The following is a 16,657-nucleotide window of genomic DNA, read 5'->3' as shown; positions in this document are numbered from 1 at the left end:
CCCTCCGCTCACCCGGACCCAGGTGGAAGGCCCTCAGCCCCTGTCCTTCGCCCAGCAGCGCCTCTGGTTCCTGGATCAGCTCACGCCGGGCGATGCGTCCTACAACATCCCCACGGCGCTCCGGCTGACGGGGCAGGTGGACGTGGAATCGCTGCGCCGCGCCTTCGAAGCGCTGGTCGCCCGCCACGACTCCCTGCGCACCACCTTCCACGAGCACCAGGGCCAGGCCACCCAGCACATCCACCCGCCTGCCACGTGGACGTTGCCGCTCATCGACCTGTCGTCGCTGCCTGAGGCTCAGCGCGAAGCCGAGGCCCAGCGGAAGGTCGAAGCGGATGCACGTCAGCCGTTCGACCTGCGGCACGGCCCGCTCCTGCGCACCGCGCTCGTGCGGCTCGCGGCCGAGGAGCACCTGCTGCTGGTGACGATGCACCACATCGTCTCCGACGGCTGGTCCATGGGCGTCCTCGTTCGCGAGCTGGTGGCCTTCTACGAGGCCTTCAGCGCCGGCCGGACGCCTGCGATTGCCCCGCTGCCCGTGCAGTACACGGACTTCGCGACGTGGCAGCGCACCTGGCTCCAGGGAGAAACGCTGGAGGCGCAGCTCGGCTATTGGAAGCAGCAGCTGTCGGGGGCTCCGACCACGCTGGAGCTGCCCACGGACCATCCGCGTCCGGCCATCCAGTCCCACGCGGGTGCCACCCTCTCCGTGGGGATTTCCCAGGCGACGTCCGACGCGCTCAAGGCGCTGGCCCAGCGCGAAGGCGCCACGCCGTTCATGGTGCTGCTGGCGGCCTGGCAGGTGCTGCTGTCGCGCTACTCGGCGCAGGAGGACATCAGTGTGGGCTCCCCCATCGCGGGGCGGACCCAGGCGGAAGCCGAGGGCCTCATCGGGTTCTTCGTCAACACGCTCGTCCTCCGCTCGCGCGTGAAGCCGGAGGACTCCTTCCGGAAGCTGCTCGCCCAGGTGCGCGGCACGACGCTCGCGGCGTACGACCATCAGCACGTGCCCTTCGAGAAGCTGGTGGAAGCCCTCCAGCCCGTGCGGGACGCGAGCCGCAGCCCGCTGTTCCAGGTGATGTTCGTCCTCCAGAACGCCCCGGGTGAAGCACTGCGCGTTCCGGGCCTCACCTTCCGGCAGGTCGTCGCCGAAGGACACTCCGCCAAGTTCGACCTCACGTTGACGCTGCAGGACTCACCGCAGGGGTTCACTGGCTGGCTGGAGTACAGCACCGCCCTCTTCAAGCGCGGCACCGTGGAGCGGATGGGCCACCACCTGCGTTCGCTGCTGGATGCCGTGGCCGCCAGCCCCGAGCAGCCCGTGGCCGAGCTGTCCCTCCTCTCCAGCAACGAGCGTCAGCGCATCCTCGTGGAGTGGAATGACACGGCCGCCGTCAGCCCGACGGACGTCCCCGTCCACGTCCACTTCGCCCGGCAGGCACAGCGCACGCCTCACGCCGTCGCCCTGGTGCTGGGAGAGGCTTCGCTGACGTATGCGCAGCTCGAAGCCCGTGCGAACCAACTGGCCCATCACCTGCGCACCCTGGGCATCGTCCCGGGTGCACGCGTTGGCCTCGCCGTCGAGCGCTCCTTCGAGTTGGTGACGACGCTGCTCGCCATCCTCAAGGTGGGCGCTGCCTTCGTTCCCGTGGATCGCAACGCCCCCGTGGAGCGCATCGCGGCCCTGTTGGAGGACGCTGACGTCCACGTCATCGTCACCCACCAGCCCTTTGCTTCGCTGCTGCCCGCCTCCGGCACCCGCGTCTGGCTGGACGCGCAGCGGGACGTCATCGCCGCGCGGCCCACCCATGCGCCTGACGTTCGCGTGGACGGTGAAGCCCTGGCCTACGTCATGTTCACCTCGGGCTCCACGGGCCGCCCCAAGGGTGTCTCCGTGCCCCACCGGGGCATCACCCGCCTCGTGCTCGGAAACTCCTTCATGCGCTTCGGGCCGGACGAGGTCTGGCTCCAGGCCGCTCCGGTTGCCTTCGATGCGTCCACGCTCGAAATCTGGGGGGCGCTGCTGCATGGCGCGAAGCTCGTCCTTGCTCCGCCTCACTCCCTCTCGCTGGAGGAGCTGGCCGCGCAGCTGCGTCACCACCGCGTGACGTCACTCTGGCTCACCGCGGCCCTCTTCGAACAAATGGCCCTTCACCAGGGTGAGGCCCTCGCGGGCGTGCGTCAGGTGCTCGCAGGTGGCGACGTGCTGCCTGCCGCGCGCGTGCGTGAGCACCTCTCCCGCATTCCTGAAGGCGCTACCTTCATCAACGGCTACGGCCCCACGGAGAACACCACCTTCTCCGCCACCTTCACCCTGCGTCGCGACTCAGTGGTGGACGGTGCGGTTCCCATTGGCCGCCCGCTCTCCAACTCCACCGTCTACGTGCTCGACGCCCACCTGCGCCCCGTGCCCTTGGGCGTCGCCGGTGAGGTGTACGTCGGTGGCCAGGGCCTTGCCTGGGGCTATCTGGATCAGCCAGATCTGACCGCGGAGCGCTTCGTCCCCCATCCCTTCGCCTCCACTCCCGGCGAGCGCCTCTACCGCACGGGCGACAAGGCCCGTTTCCGGGAGGACGGCACGCTCGACTTCCTCGGCCGCGTCGACTTCCAGGTGAAGGTGCGCGGCTTCCGGATTGAGCTGGGTGAAATCGAAGCCGTGCTGCGTGGCTTCGCGGGCGTCAACGAGGCCATCGTCGTGGCCCGGGGCGCGGACGCGGACAAGCGCCTCGTCGGCTACGTCACCGCGCGCGAAGGCCATGCGCTGACCCCAGACACCATCAAGGCGAGCCTCAAGCAAAGGCTGCCTGAGTACATGGTGCCTTCCGCCCTCCTCGTCCTCGACGCCCTGCCCCTCAACGCCAACGGCAAGGTGGACCGAAAGGCCCTGCCGGAACCGGAGGCGCCGCAGTCAGGCAGCACCTACGAAGCACCTCGCACGCAAGTCGAAGCGAAGCTGGCGTCCATCTGGGCGGAGGTGCTGCGTCTGCCCCAGGTCGGAGTGAAGGACTCCTTCTTCGAGCTGGGTGGCCACTCGCTGCTGGCCACGCAGGTGGTGTCCCGCGTGCGCGCCGAGTTCAGCGTGGAACTCCCCCTGCGCGCCCTCTTCGAGTCCCCCACCGTCGCCGCCCTCGCCGAGCGCCTCGCGGGCCTCACCCGTACCAGCAGCCCACACCTCACCCACGTCTCGCATGAAGGCACACGGCCGCTGTCCTTCGCCCAGCAGCGGCTGTGGCTCATCGACCAGTTGGAGCCGGGCAGCGCCCTCTACAACGTGCCCGTCGCCGTCCGGCTGGAAGGCCACCTGCGCGCCGACGTACTGGAGCGCGCCCTGCAGGGCGTCGTGCGCCGTCACGACGCCCTGCGCACCACCTTCGCCCAGGTGGAGGGGACGCCCGTCCAGGTCATCCATCCCGACAGCCTCCTGCCGTTGGGACTCGTGGAGCTCACGGACGTGCCCGAAGCGCAGCGTGAGGCCGAGGCACGGGCCCGCGTGGAAGCGGAGATGCGCCGGCCTTTCGACCTGCACACGGGCCCCCTCCTCCGCACGCTCCTCTTCAAGCTGACCGAAACCGAGCACGTCCTCGTCGTCACGATGCACCACATCGTCTCCGACGGCTGGTCGCTGGGTGTGCTGGTGCGGGAAATCACCACCCTCTACACGGCCTTCTCCGCCGGACAGCCGTCGCCCTTGCCTGCGCTGGCGGTGCAGTACGCGGACTACGCGGACTGGCAGCGCCGCACGCTTTCCGGTGAGACGCTGCGGCAGGAACTGGCCTGGTGGGAGGGAAAACTCGCGGGTGCTTCGGCCGTGCTGGAGTTGCCCACCGACTTCCCCCGTCCCGCCGTCCGGAGCACCGCGGGTGCCACCTTCAGCTTCACCCTGTCGCGTGAATTGACGGAAGCACTGCGCGGCCTCGCCCACCGGGAAGGCGGCTCGCTCTTCATGGTGCTGCTGGCCGCCTGGCAGGGCCTGCTCGCGCGCTACACGGGCCAGAACGACGTCAGCGTGGGTTCGCCCATCGCGGGCCGCACCCGCGCGGAGACGGAAGGCCTCATCGGCTTCTTCGTCAACACGCTCGTCCTTCGCGCGAAGGTGGAAGAGGGCCAGTCTTTCCGTGCACTCCTCCAGCAGGTGCGCGCCATGGTGCTGGAGGCGTACGAGCACCAGGAAGTGCCTTTCGAGAAGCTGGTGGAGGCCCTGCAACCGACACGCAGCCTCAGCCACACGCCTCTCTTCCAGACGCTTCTGGCGCTCCAGAACGTGCCTACGGAGGACGTGCGGCTGTCGGACCTCCGACTGCGGGGGCTGGAGGCCACCCACTCGACGTCGAAGTTCGACGTGAGCGTCTTCTTCACGGAAGGGACCGAAGGCCTGCGCGGCACGCTGGAGTACAGCACCGCGCTCTTCAAGCAGGGCACCATCGAGCGGATGGCGGGCCACCTGCACGCGCTGCTGGAGGCCGTGGCCGCGAAGCCCGAGCAGTCCCTGGCCGAGGTGCAATTGCTGACCGGAGTGGAACGTCAGCGCATCCTCGTGGAGTGGAATGACACCGCCGCCGCCAGCCCGACGGACGTCCCCGTCCACGTCCACTTCGCCCGGCAGGCACAGCGCACGCCTCACGCCGTCGCCCTGGTTCTAGGGGATGACTCGCTGACGTATGCCCAAGTGGACGCACGCGCGAACCAACTGGCCCATCACCTGGGCTCGCTGGGCATCGTCCCGGGTGCTCGCGTCGGCCTCGCCGTCGAACGCTCCTTCGAAATGGTGACGGCGCTGCTCGCCATCCTCAAGGTGGGCGCGGCCTTTGTCCCCGTGGACCGCAATGCCCCCGTGGAGCGCATCGCGGCGCTCCTGGAGGACGCTGACGTCCACGTCATCGTCACCCACCAGCCCTTTGCTTCGCTGCTGCCCGCCTCCGGTACCCGCGTCTGGCTGGACGCGCAGCAGGACGTCATCGCCGCGCTGCCCACGTACGCCCCCGACGTCCGCGTGGATGGCGAAGCCCTGGCCTACGTCATGTTCACGTCGGGCTCCACGGGCCGCCCCAAGGGTGTCTCCGTGCCCCACCGGGGCATCACCCGCCTCGTGCTCGGAAACTCCTTCATGCGCTTCGGGCGTGACGAAGTCTGGCTCCAGGCCGCTCCCGTTGCCTTCGACGCCTCCACGCTCGAAATCTGGGGTGCGCTGTTGCATGGCGCGAAGCTCGTCCTCGCTCCGCCTCACTCCCTCTCGCTGGAGGAACTGGCCGCGCAACTGCGTCACCACCGCGTGACGTCCCTGTGGCTCACCGCGGCCCTCTTCGAGCAGATGACCCTGCACCAGGGCGAAGCCCTCGCGGGTGTGCGTCAGGTGCTCGCAGGTGGCGACGTGCTGCCTGCCGCGCGCGTGCGTGAGCACCTCTCCCGCATTCCTGAAGGCGCTACCTTCATCAACGGCTACGGCCCCACGGAGAACACCACCTTCTCCGCCACCTTCACCATGCACCGCGACTCGGTGGTGGAGGGCGCGGTGCCCATTGGCCGGCCGCTCTCCAACTCCACCGCCTACGTCCTCGACGCGCACCTGCGCCCCGTGCCCTTGGGCGTCGCGGGCGAGGTGTACGTCGGTGGCCAGGGCCTTGCCTGGGGCTATCTGCGGCAGCCGGACCTGACCGCGGAGCGCTTCGTCCCCCATCCCTTCGCCTCCACTCCCGGCGAGCGCCTCTACCGCACGGGCGACAAGGCCCGCTGGCGGGAGGACGGTGCGCTCGACTTCCTGGGCCGCGTCGACTTCCAGGTGAAGGTGCGCGGCTTCCGCATCGAGTTGGGCGAAATCGAAGCGGCCCTGCGGGCGGGCTCTGGCGTCAACGAAGCGGTCGTCGTGGCCCGGGGCACGGACGCGGACAAGCGCCTCGTCGGCTACGTCACCGCGCGCGAAGGCCATGCGCTGACCCCAGACACCCTCAAGGCGAGCCTCAAGCAAAGGCTGCCTGAGTACATGGTGCCTTCCGCTCTCCTCGTCCTGGAGGCCCTGCCCCTCAACGCCAACGGCAAGGTGGACCGCAAGGCCCTGCCGGCCCCCGTGGACACGCCTCGCGCCTTCGTTGCGCCTCGCACGCCCACCGAGGAGCAGCTCGCGGCCCTCTTCGCCGAAGTCCTCCGCGTGGAGCGAGTTGGTTTGCAGGACGACTTCTTCGTGTTGGGCGGCCACTCCCTGCTGGCCACCCAGCTCGTCTCGCGCGTGCGGGCTACGTTCGCGGTAGAGCTGCCGCTGCGGGCCCTCTTCGAAGCCCCTACCGTTGAAGGCCTCGCACCGAAGCTCGCGGGAGCCCGGTCCTCCGCGCTCCGCGCACCGCCCCTGCGGCCCTCGCCGCGCGAAGGCGTCATTCCACTGTCCTTCGCCCAGCAGCGGCTCTGGCTGTTGGATCAGCTCCAGCCCGGTGACATCTCGTACAACATCCCCACCGCCCTGCGGCTGACGGGCCACGTGGACGTGGAAGCGCTGCGCCACGCCTTCGAGGCGCTGGTGGAGCGCCATGAATCGCTGCGCACCACGCTCTCCGCGGAGCACGAAGAACCGTCGCAATGCATCCAGCCTTCCTCTGGCTGGGAGCTGCCCCTCATCGACCTGACGCCCCTCCCCGAGTCGCAGCGAGAGGAAGAGGCCCAGCGCGCGGCGGCCACCGAGGCACGGCGTCCCTTCCACCTCACCACGGGCCCGCTGCTGCGCAGCACGCTGGTGCGGCTGGGACAGGACTCGCACCTGCTCCTGGTGACGATGCACCACATCGTCTCCGACGGCTGGTCCATGGGCGTCCTCGTCCGGGAAGTGGCGGCCTTCTACGAAGCCTTCAGCAGGGGAAGCACGCCGGCCCTGCCGCCACTGCCCGTGCAGTACGCGGACTTCGCCGTGTGGCAGCGAGGCTGGCTCCAGGGGGAGGCCCTGGACGCGCAGCTTGGCTATTGGAAGCAGCAGCTCGCGGGGGCGCCGTCCGCGCTGGACCTGCCCACGGACCGCCCGCGTCCGCCCGTTCAGTCACGGCGGGGGGCCACGGTGGACGTGCGAGTCCCATCGCAGGTCTCCCAGGCACTCAAGGCCCTGGCCCAGCGTGAGGGCGCGACGCCCTTCATGGTGCTGCTCGCGGCCTGGCAGGTGCTGCTGTCGCGCTACTCCACGCAGGACGACATCAGCGTGGGTACGCCCATTGCCGGTCGCACGCAGGCGGAGACCGAGGGCCTCATCGGCTTCTTCGTCAACACGCTGGTCCTGCGCGCCCGGATGCAGCCGCAGGACTCGTTCCGCCAGCTGCTCTCCCAGGTGCGCGGCACGACGCTCGCGGCGTACGAGCACCAGCACGTCCCGTTCGAGAAGCTGGTGGAGGTCCTCCAGCCGTCGCGAGACCTGAGCCGCAGCGCGCTCTTCCAGGCGATGTTCTCCCTGCAGAACGCGCCCACCGAAACGCTTCGCCTGGCCGGGCTGTCCTTCCAGACCGTCCCGGTGGATACGCGCTCCTCCAAGTTCGATCTCACGCTCACCCTTGTGGAGTCGCCCCAGGGCTTCGTCGGAGCACTGACGTACGCCACGGACCTCTTCGACGCCTCGACCGTGCAGCGCATGGTGGGCCACCTGGGCGTGTTGCTGGAGGCCATCGCCGCGAAGCCGGACGCAACGCTCGCAAGCCTGCCGCTGCTCACGGCTCCGGAGCGCCAGCAACTCCTCGTCGACTGGAACGGCCCCAGCGCCGAGTTCCCCCGCGACCTCTGCCTCCATGAGGCCTTCGCCGCCCAGGCCCTTCGCACACCCGACGCCCTGGCCGTCATCTGCCGCGATGAGCAGCTCACCTTCCGCGAGCTGGACATCCGCGCCAATCAGCTCGCCCACCGGCTGGTGAAGCTCGGCGTCGGCCCCGACGTGCGCGTGGTGCTCTGCGTGGAGCGCTCCGTCGAGGCCCTCGTCGGCATCCTCGGCACCCTCAAGGCCGGTGGCGCCTACGTCCCCATCGACCCCAGCTACCCGCGTGAGTGGCTTGCCCACGTCCTCATCGACACCGGCGCGCCCGTCGTCCTCACCCAGCAGCGCCTGCGCGACTCGCTGCCCCCGCACGCCGCGCACGACATCTGCCTGGACTCCGACGCCGCGGACCTCGCGCTTGAGTCCCAGGACGCGCCGGTGACGGCAGTCACGCCGGAGCATCTGGCCTACATCATCTACACCTCCGGCAGCACCGGCCGTCCCAAGGGCGTGATGATTCAGCACCGCTCCGTGCTGAACCTGCGCGTCGCCCTTGCCGCCACCGTGCACTCCGGCGCCCAGCCTGCTGAGCGCGTCAGCGTCAACGCACCGCTGTCCTTCGATGCCTCCGTCAAGCAGCTCATCCAGGTGCTCGACGGCCACACCCTCTGCATCGTCCCGGACGAGGCCCGCGCCGACGTGCGCGAGCTCGTCAATCGAATCGGCCAGGACGCGCTCGACGTCCTGGACTGCTCGCCCGCGCACCTGCGCCTGCTGGTGGACGAAGGCCTGCTGGAGAGCCAGTCCATTCCCCGCCGCGTCCTCGTGGGCGGTGAGGCCGTGGACCCGGCTACCTGGCGTCACCTGGGCCAGGTCACTCGTCCGCGCGTCTTCAACGTCTACGGCCCCACCGAGTGCACCGTCGACGCCACCGCCTGCGCCTTCGACGCCTCGCCCACGCCCACCATCGGCAGGCCCCTGCCCAACGTGCGCGTCTACGTGCTGGACCGCACGCTGCGCCCCGTGCCCGTGGGTGTCGCCGGAGAGCTGTTCATCGGCGGCGAAGGCGTCGCTCGCGGCTACCTCAACCGGCCGGAACTCACCGCGGACCGCTTCATCCCGGATGGCTTCTCCTCCACCCCGGGTGCCCGCCTCTACCGCACCGGCGACGTGGTGCGCTGGCGCGCGGACGGGATGATTGACTACCTGGGCCGTGCGGACTTCCAGGTGAAGGTGCGCGGCTTCCGCATCGAGTTGGGCGAAATCGAAGCAGCCCTCCTCAAGCATCCCCAGGTGCACGCCGCCGTGGTGCTGGCGCGCGAGGACGTACCCGGTGACAAGCGGCTCGTCGCCTACGTGGTGCCTCCGGAAGGAACGGACTCCGCGCCCACGCCCGAGGCCCTCAAGGACTGGCTCAAGCAGTTCCTGCCGGAGCACATGCGGCCCTCCGCGTTCCTCGTGCTGGAGGTCTTGCCGCTCAACACCAACGGCAAGGTGGACCGCAAGGCCCTACCCGCGCCTCAGAGCAATGCGCTCGCCTCCACCTACGTCGCGCCGCGAACCCCTGCCGAAGAGCAGCTCGAGGCCCTCTTCACACAGGTGCTGCGCGTGGAGCGCGTGGGCATCCACGACGACTTCTTCGCCCTGGGTGGTCACTCCCTGCTGGCCACCCAGCTCGTCTCCCGCGTCCGCGCCGCCTTCCGCGTGGAGCTGCCGCTCCGGGCCCTCTTCGAAGCGCCCACGGTCGCCACGCTCGCGGAGCGCATCCAGGCGAGCACCCCGAACGTCCACCTCCCTCCGCTCACCCGTTCCCACGCGGACGGCCCGAGGCCGCTGTCCTTCGCGCAGCAGCGGCTGTGGCTGTTGGATCAGCTTCAGCCGGGAGACGCCTCCTACAACCTGCCCACCGCGCTCCAGCTCTCCGGCCACCTGGATGTGGAAGCACTGCGCCGTGCCTTCGAGTCGCTCGTCCAGCGCCACGAAGCCCTGCGCACCACCTTCCACGAGCACCAGGGCCAGCCCACCCAGCGCATCCACGCGCCGGTGGATTGGGCACTGCCTCTCGTGGACCTCTCCTCCCTGCCAGATGCCCAACGGCAGGAAGAGTCCCGGCGGCTGGCCGACGAGGAAGCGCGACGGCCGTTCGACCTCGCCAGGGGCCCGCTGCTGCGCAGCACGCTGGTGCGCCTGACGGGCGACTCGCACCTGCTGCTGGTGACGATGCACCACATCGTCTCCGACGGCTGGTCCATGGGCGTCCTCGTGCGCGAGATGGTGGCCTTCTACGAGGCCTTCACCCTGGGAAGCACACCGGCCCTCTCGCCGCTGCCCGTGCAGTACGCGGACTTCGCGACCTGGCAGCGCAACTGGCTCCAGGGAGAGGCCCTAGAAGCGCAGATCCACTACTGGAAGCAGCGGCTCGCGGGTGCGCCAGCGGCGTTGGAGCTGCCCACGGATCGCCCGCGTCCGCCACTGCAGTCGCATCGTGGCGCCACCGTGGATGTGCGGATCCCCGCCCGCATCGCGGAGGCATTGAAGGCCCTGTCGCAGCGTGAAGGCGCAACCCCCTTCATGACGCTGCTGGCGGCCTTCCAGGTGCTGCTATCGCGCTACTCCGCGCAGGACGACGTCAGCGTCGGTTCGCCCATCGCCGGCCGCACCCAGGCGGAGACTGAAGGCCTCATCGGCTTCTTCATCAACACCCTGGTCCTGCGCGCCCAGCTGAACCCGCGTGCGACGTTCCGCGAGCTGCTGGCTCAGGTGCGAGGCACGACGCTCGCGGCGTACGAGCACCAGCACCTGCCCTTCGAGAAGCTCGTCGAAGCGGTGCAGCCCACGCGTGACCTGAGCCGCAGCCCCCTCTTCCAGGCCATGTTCGTCCTGCAGAACACGCCCACCGAGGCGTTGCGTCTGCCCGGCTTGTCCTTCCAGGGCCTGCCGCTGGAGGCCCACTTCGCCAAGTTCGACCTCTCGCTGGGTCTGCGTGAGGGACGGGACGGGTTCGCCGGCACGCTGGAGTACGCGACGGACCTCTTCGACGCGGCGACCATCCAGCGCATGGCCGGCCACTTCGGCGTGCTGCTGGAGACCATCGCCGCGAAGCCGGACACGAGGCTGGGCGACCTGCCCCTGCTCACCGACTCCGAACGTCAGCAACTCCTTGTCGAGTGGAATCCTGCTGCGTCGCAGATGCCGCGGGAACCCAGCATCCCCGCGATGGTGGAAGCCCAGGTGCGCCGTACGCCGGATGCGCTGGCCGTCATCACGCCCGAGCGGCAGCTGACCTACCGGGAGGTGGACGCGAAGGCGAACCAGCTTGCCCACCGTCTGCGCGGCCTCGGAGTCGGTCCCGAAGTCCGCGTCGGCCTGTGCGTCGAGCGCACCGAGGACCTCATCATCGGTGCTCTCGGCATTCTCAAGGCCGGCGGCGCCTACGTGCCGCTGGACCCCAGCTACCCGCGTGAGCGCCTGGGCTGGTTGCTGGAGGACGCCCAGGGCCCTGCCCTCGTCGCCCACTCGCATCTGCTCGCCGCGCTGCCTGAAACCTCGGCAACGCCGGTGTGCCTCGACTCGGATGTGGAGCTGGCGAAGCAGCCCACTACGGCCCCCGCCGTGGACATCCACGCTGGGCACCTCGCCTACCTCATCTACACCTCCGGCAGCACCGGCCGGCCCAAGGGCGTCGCCATCTCCCATGGCAACGCTGTGGCCTTCCTCCACTGGGCACTCGCGACGTTCTCTCAGGAAGAGTTGAAGGGCACGCTCGCCGCGACGAGCCTCAACTTCGACCTCTCCGTCTTTGAGCTCTTCGCCCCGTTGAGCAGCGGTGGCGCGGTGGTGGTGGCACGCAACGCCCTGCACCTGGCGGAGCTGCCCACCGCTTCGCACGTCACCCTCGTCAACACGGTGCCCTCCGCCATGGCGCAGTTGCTGCGCCTGAATGCGGTGCCGCCCACCGTGCGCGTCATCAACCTCGCCGGTGAGGCCCTGCCGGAGACGCTGGCGAAGCAGGTCTACGCCGTGCCCACGGTGCAGAAGCTCTACAACCTCTACGGGCCTTCCGAGGACACCACCTACTCCACGGCCTCCCTCGTTGGCCGCGACGAGGTGCCCCTCATCGGACGCCCGCTCCCCGCGACGCGCGCCTACGTGCTGGATGCTTCATTGCAGCCGGTGCCCGTGGGCGTGGCCGGAGAGCTGTACCTCGCCGGTGAAGGCCAGGCGCGTGGCTACCTGCTGCGCCCGGAGCTCACCGCGGAGCGCTTCGTGCCGGAGCCCTACGGCCCCCCGGGTGGCCGCATGTACCGCACGGGTGACCGCGTCCGTTACCGCATGGACGGGCGGCTGGAGTACCTCGGCCGCATCGACTTCCAGGTGAAGGTGCGCGGCTTCCGCATCGAGTTGGGTGAAATCGAAGCGGCGCTCCGTCGCGCTCCGGGCCTCAAGGATGCCGTCGTTGTGGCGAAGGGCGAAGCCGCCGACAAGCGGCTGGTCGCCTACGTCACGCCCAAGGCGGGCGCCTCGCTGGAGGTGGACGCCCTCAAAGCGCACCTCCGGCAGCAACTGCCCGAGTACATGGTGCCTTCCGCCCTCCTCGTCCTGGAGGCGCTCCCTCTCAACTCCAATGGCAAGGTGGACCGCAAGGCCTTGCCGGAGCCCGAGGCGCCGCAGTCGGTCAGCACCTACGAGGCACCTCGCACGGAGACGGAGGCGAAGCTTGCGTCCATCTGGGCAGAGGTCCTCCGTCTGCCCCAGGTCGGAGTGAAGGACTCCTTCTTCGAGCTGGGTGGCCACTCACTCTTGGCCACGCAGGTGGTGTCCCGCGTGCGCGCGGAGCTCGGTGTGGAGCTGCCCCTGCGCGCCCTCTTCGAGTCGCCCACGGTGGAAGCCCTTGCCGCGCGTCTCGCGGGCCTCACCCGCACCAACACCTCGCCACTCACCCGTGTCTCGCATGACGGCCCGCTGCCGCTGTCCTTCGCCCAGCAGCGGCTGTGGCTCATCGACCAGTTGGAGCCGGGCAGCTCGCTCTACAACGTGCCCGTCGCCGTCCGGCTGGAAGGCCACCTGCGCGCCGAAGTGCTGGAGCGTGCCCTGCAGGAAGTCGTGCGCCGTCACGACGCCCTGCGCACCACCTTCGCCCAGGTGGAGGGGACGCCCGTCCAGGTCATCCATCCCAACAGCCACCAGCCCCTGGCCCTTGTGGACCTCACGGATGTGCCCGAAGTACAGCGCGAGGCCGAGGCACGGGCCCTCGTGGAAGCAGAGATGCGCCGGCCCTTCGACTTGCGCACCGGCCCCCTTCTCCGCACGCTCCTCTTCAAGCTGACCGAAACCGAGCACGTCCTCGTCGTCACGATGCACCACATCGTCTCCGACGGCTGGTCGCTGGGTGTGCTGGTGCGTGAAGTCGCCGCCCTCTACACGGCCTTCTCCGCCGGACAGCCGTCGCCCCTGCCCGTGTTGCCGGTGCAATACGCGGACTACGCGGACTGGCAGCGCCGCACGCTTTCCGGTGAGACGCTGCGGCAGGAGGTGGCCTGGTGGGAGACGAAGCTCTCAGGTGCTCCGGCCGTGCTGGAGCTGCCTACGGACTTCCCTCGCCCGGCCGTCCGGAGCACCGTGGGTGCAACCTTCAGCTTCACCCTGTCGCGTGAATTGACGGAGTCCCTGCGCGGCCTCGCCCACCGGGAAGGCGGCTCGCTCTTCATGGTGCTGCTGGCCGCCTGGCAGGGCCTGCTTGCGCGCTACACGGGCCAGGACGACATCAGTGTGGGCTCCCCCATCGCCGGCCGCACCCGCGCGGAGACGGAAGGCCTCATTGGCTTCTTCGTCAACACGCTCGTCCTGCGTGCTCGAGTGGAGGAAAGCCAGTCCTTCCGGGCGCTGCTGCAGCAAGTGCGCGCCACGGTGCTGGAGTCCTACGAGCACCAGGAAGTGCCCTTCGAGAAGCTGGTGGAGGCCCTGCAACCGACGCGCAGCCTCAGCCACACGCCGCTCTTCCAGACGCTTCTGGCGCTCCAGAACGTGCCTACGGAGGACGTGCGGCTGTCGGACCTCCGACTGCGCGGCCTGGAGGCCACCCACTCGACGTCGAAGTTCGACGTGAGCGTCTTCTTCACCGAAGGGACTGAAGGACTGCGCGGCACGCTGGAGTACAGCACCGCCCTCTTCAAGCGCGGCACCATCGAGCGGATGGCGGGCCACCTGCGCTCGCTGCTGGGGGCCGTGGCCGACAGCCCCGAGCAGCCCGTGGCCGAGCTGTCCCTCCTCTCCAGCAACGAGCGTCAGCGCATCCTCGTGGAGTGGAATGACACCGCCGCCGCCAGCCCGACGGACGTCCCCGTCCACGTCCACTTCGCCCGGCAGGCACAGCGCACACCTGACGCCGTCGCGCTGGTCCTGGGAGAGGCTTCGCTGACGTATGCCCAAGTGGACGCACGCGCGAACCAACTCGCCCACCACCTGGGCTCGCTGGGTATCGTCCGAGGTGCACGCGTCGGCCTCGCCGTCGAGCGCTCCTTCGACTTGGTGACGGCGCTGCTCGCCATCCTCAAGGTGGGCGCCGCTTTCGTCCCGGTAGATCGCAACGCCCCCGTGGAGCGCATCACGGCGCTCCTGGAGGACGCTGACGTCCACGTCATCGTCGCCCACCAGCCCTTTGCTTCGCTGCTGCCCGCCTCCGGCACCCGCGTCTGGCTGGATGCGCAGCGGGATGTCATTGCCGCGCTGCCCACGCATGCACCGGAGGTCCAGGTGGACGGTGAAGCCCTGGCCTACGTCATGTTCACCTCGGGCTCCACGGGCCGCCCCAAGGGCGTCTGCGTGCCCCACCGGGGCATCACCCGCCTCGTGCTCGGAAACTCCTTCATGCGCTTCGGGCCGGACGAAGTCTGGCTCCAGGCCGCCCCGGTTGCCTTCGACGCCTCCACGCTCGAAATCTGGGGCGCGCTGCTGCATGGCGCGAAGCTCGTCCTCGCTCCGCCGCACTCCCTCTCGCTGGAAGAACTGGCCGCCCAGCTGCGTCACCACCGCGTGACGTCCCTGTGGCTCACCGCCGCCCTCTTCGAGCAGATGGCCCTGCACCAGGGCGAAGCCCTCGCGGGCGTGCGCCAGGTGCTCGCAGGTGGCGACGTGCTGCCTGCCGCACGCGTACGTGAGCACCTCGCTCGCATTCCTGAAGGCGCTACCTTCATCAACGGCTACGGCCCCACGGAGAACACCACCTTCTCCGCCACCTTCACCATGCACCGCGACTCGGTGGTGGATGGCGCGGTGCCCATTGGCCGTCCGCTCTCCAACTCCACCGCCTACGTGCTCGACGCCCACCTGCGCCCGGTGCCCGTGGGCGTCGCGGGCGAGGTGTACGTTGGTGGCAAGGGTTTGGCCTGGGGCTACCTCCACCGCCCGGACCTGACCGCGGAGCGTTTCGTCCCCCATCCCTTCGCCTCCACTCCCGGCGAGCGCCTCTACCGCACGGGCGACAAGGCACGTTTCCGGGAAGACGGCACGCTCGACTTCCTGGGCCGCGTCGACTTCCAGGTGAAGGTGCGCGGCTTCCGCATCGAGCTGGGCGAAATCGAAGCCGCGCTGCGTGCATTCCCTGGCGTCAACGAGGCCGTCGTCGTGGCTCGGGGCGCGGACGCGGACAAGCGCCTCATCGGCTACGTCACCGCTCGCGACGGCCATGCGCTGGACTCCGAAGCCCTCAAGGCAAGCCTCAAGCAGCGGTTGCCCGAGTACATGGTGCCCTCCGCGCTCCTCGTCCTCGACGCCCTGCCCCTCAACGCCAACGGCAAGGTGGACCGCAAGGCCCTGCCCGAGCCCGACGCCCACGCCGTCGCGGCCCGGGACTTCGTCGCACCCCGTGACGCACTCGAGATGCAGCTCGCCCGCATCTGGGAGGACGTCCTCGGCGTCCGCTCCGTCGGCGTCCGCACCAGCTTCTTCGAACTCGGCGGCCACTCGCTGCTCGCCGTGCGCATGGTCGCCGCCGTGCGCGAGCGCCTGGGCCAGTCGATTCCCCTCTCCGTCCTCTTCCAGCAGCCCACCGTCGAGCAGCTTGCCCTGGTGCTCCGCGAGGACTCGCAGGCGTGGACGCCCCTCGTCCCCCTGGAGCGCGGAGAGCCCGGCCACCGGCCCTTCTTCCTCGTCCACCCGGGCGGCGGAAACGTCCTCGCCTACTCGGAGCTGGCGCGCCGCCTGGGCCCCTCACTGCCCGTCTACGGTCTCCAGTCACGTGGCCTCGACGGACGTCCTGTCGCTGAGTCCATCGAAGAGATGGCGAGCCTCTACCTCGACGCCATTCGCTCGGTGCAGCCTCATGGCCCCTACCAACTCGGAGGCTGGTCCCTGGGTGGACTCGTCGCCTACGAGATGGCCCAGCGGCTGCGTGAAGCAGGCGAAGCCGTGGACCTGCTCGCCCTCATCGACACCTACGTCCCCGGCCTGACGAAGCCCGCGCAGGACACCCCGCGCCTCGACGCAGAAGCCCGCGCGAGGCTCGCCTTCGCTCACGCCACCGCGACGGCATTCAGCCAGGCGCTTTCCGTCTCCGACGAGGTTCTGGCGGAGGGCGACGACGACGCGATGCTGGGCCACCTGCTGCAGGAAGGACTCCGGGCGCGCATCCTCGACACGCACTCCGGGCCCGCCCAGCTGCGTGCCCTCTTCCAGGTCTTCCGCGCCAACCTCTTCGCGCAGGAGAAGTACGTGCCCCGGCCGTACGACGGCACCGCCCTTCTCCTGAGCGCCGGTGAAGCCCCCACCGAACTCCCGCGTCACCGCGGCTGGGAACCCCTCGTCCGCGGTGGCCTGGAAGTGCACACCGTCCCGGGTGGCCACCACGCCCTGATGCAGGACCCGCACCTCGCACCCGTCGTCGAGCACCTGCGGGATGCGCTCACGCAGGTGTCGGGCAGCGCCCCCCGTCAGGCCACGGGGCAGTGA

General features: G+C 69.6%; 1 protein-coding gene (only partly in view). It reads left to right on the top strand.

Annotated elements, in window-relative coordinates; genetic code table 11:
• Positions 1-16,657 carry the 3' portion of a non-ribosomal peptide synthase/polyketide synthase gene (locus NR792_RS40425; protein ID WP_375761768.1) on the top strand. It extends 12,722 nt beyond the left edge of the window, so the window shows 16,657 of its 29,379 coding nt (coding positions 12,723-29,379); the start codon falls outside the window, past its left edge; its stop codon occupies positions 16,655-16,657.

This window comes from Corallococcus exercitus (assembly GCF_042231735.1).
In the GTDB taxonomy this organism is placed as follows: domain Bacteria; phylum Myxococcota; class Myxococcia; order Myxococcales; family Myxococcaceae; genus Corallococcus; species Corallococcus exercitus_B.
This window is presented reverse-complemented; position numbering and strand designations above follow the sequence as displayed.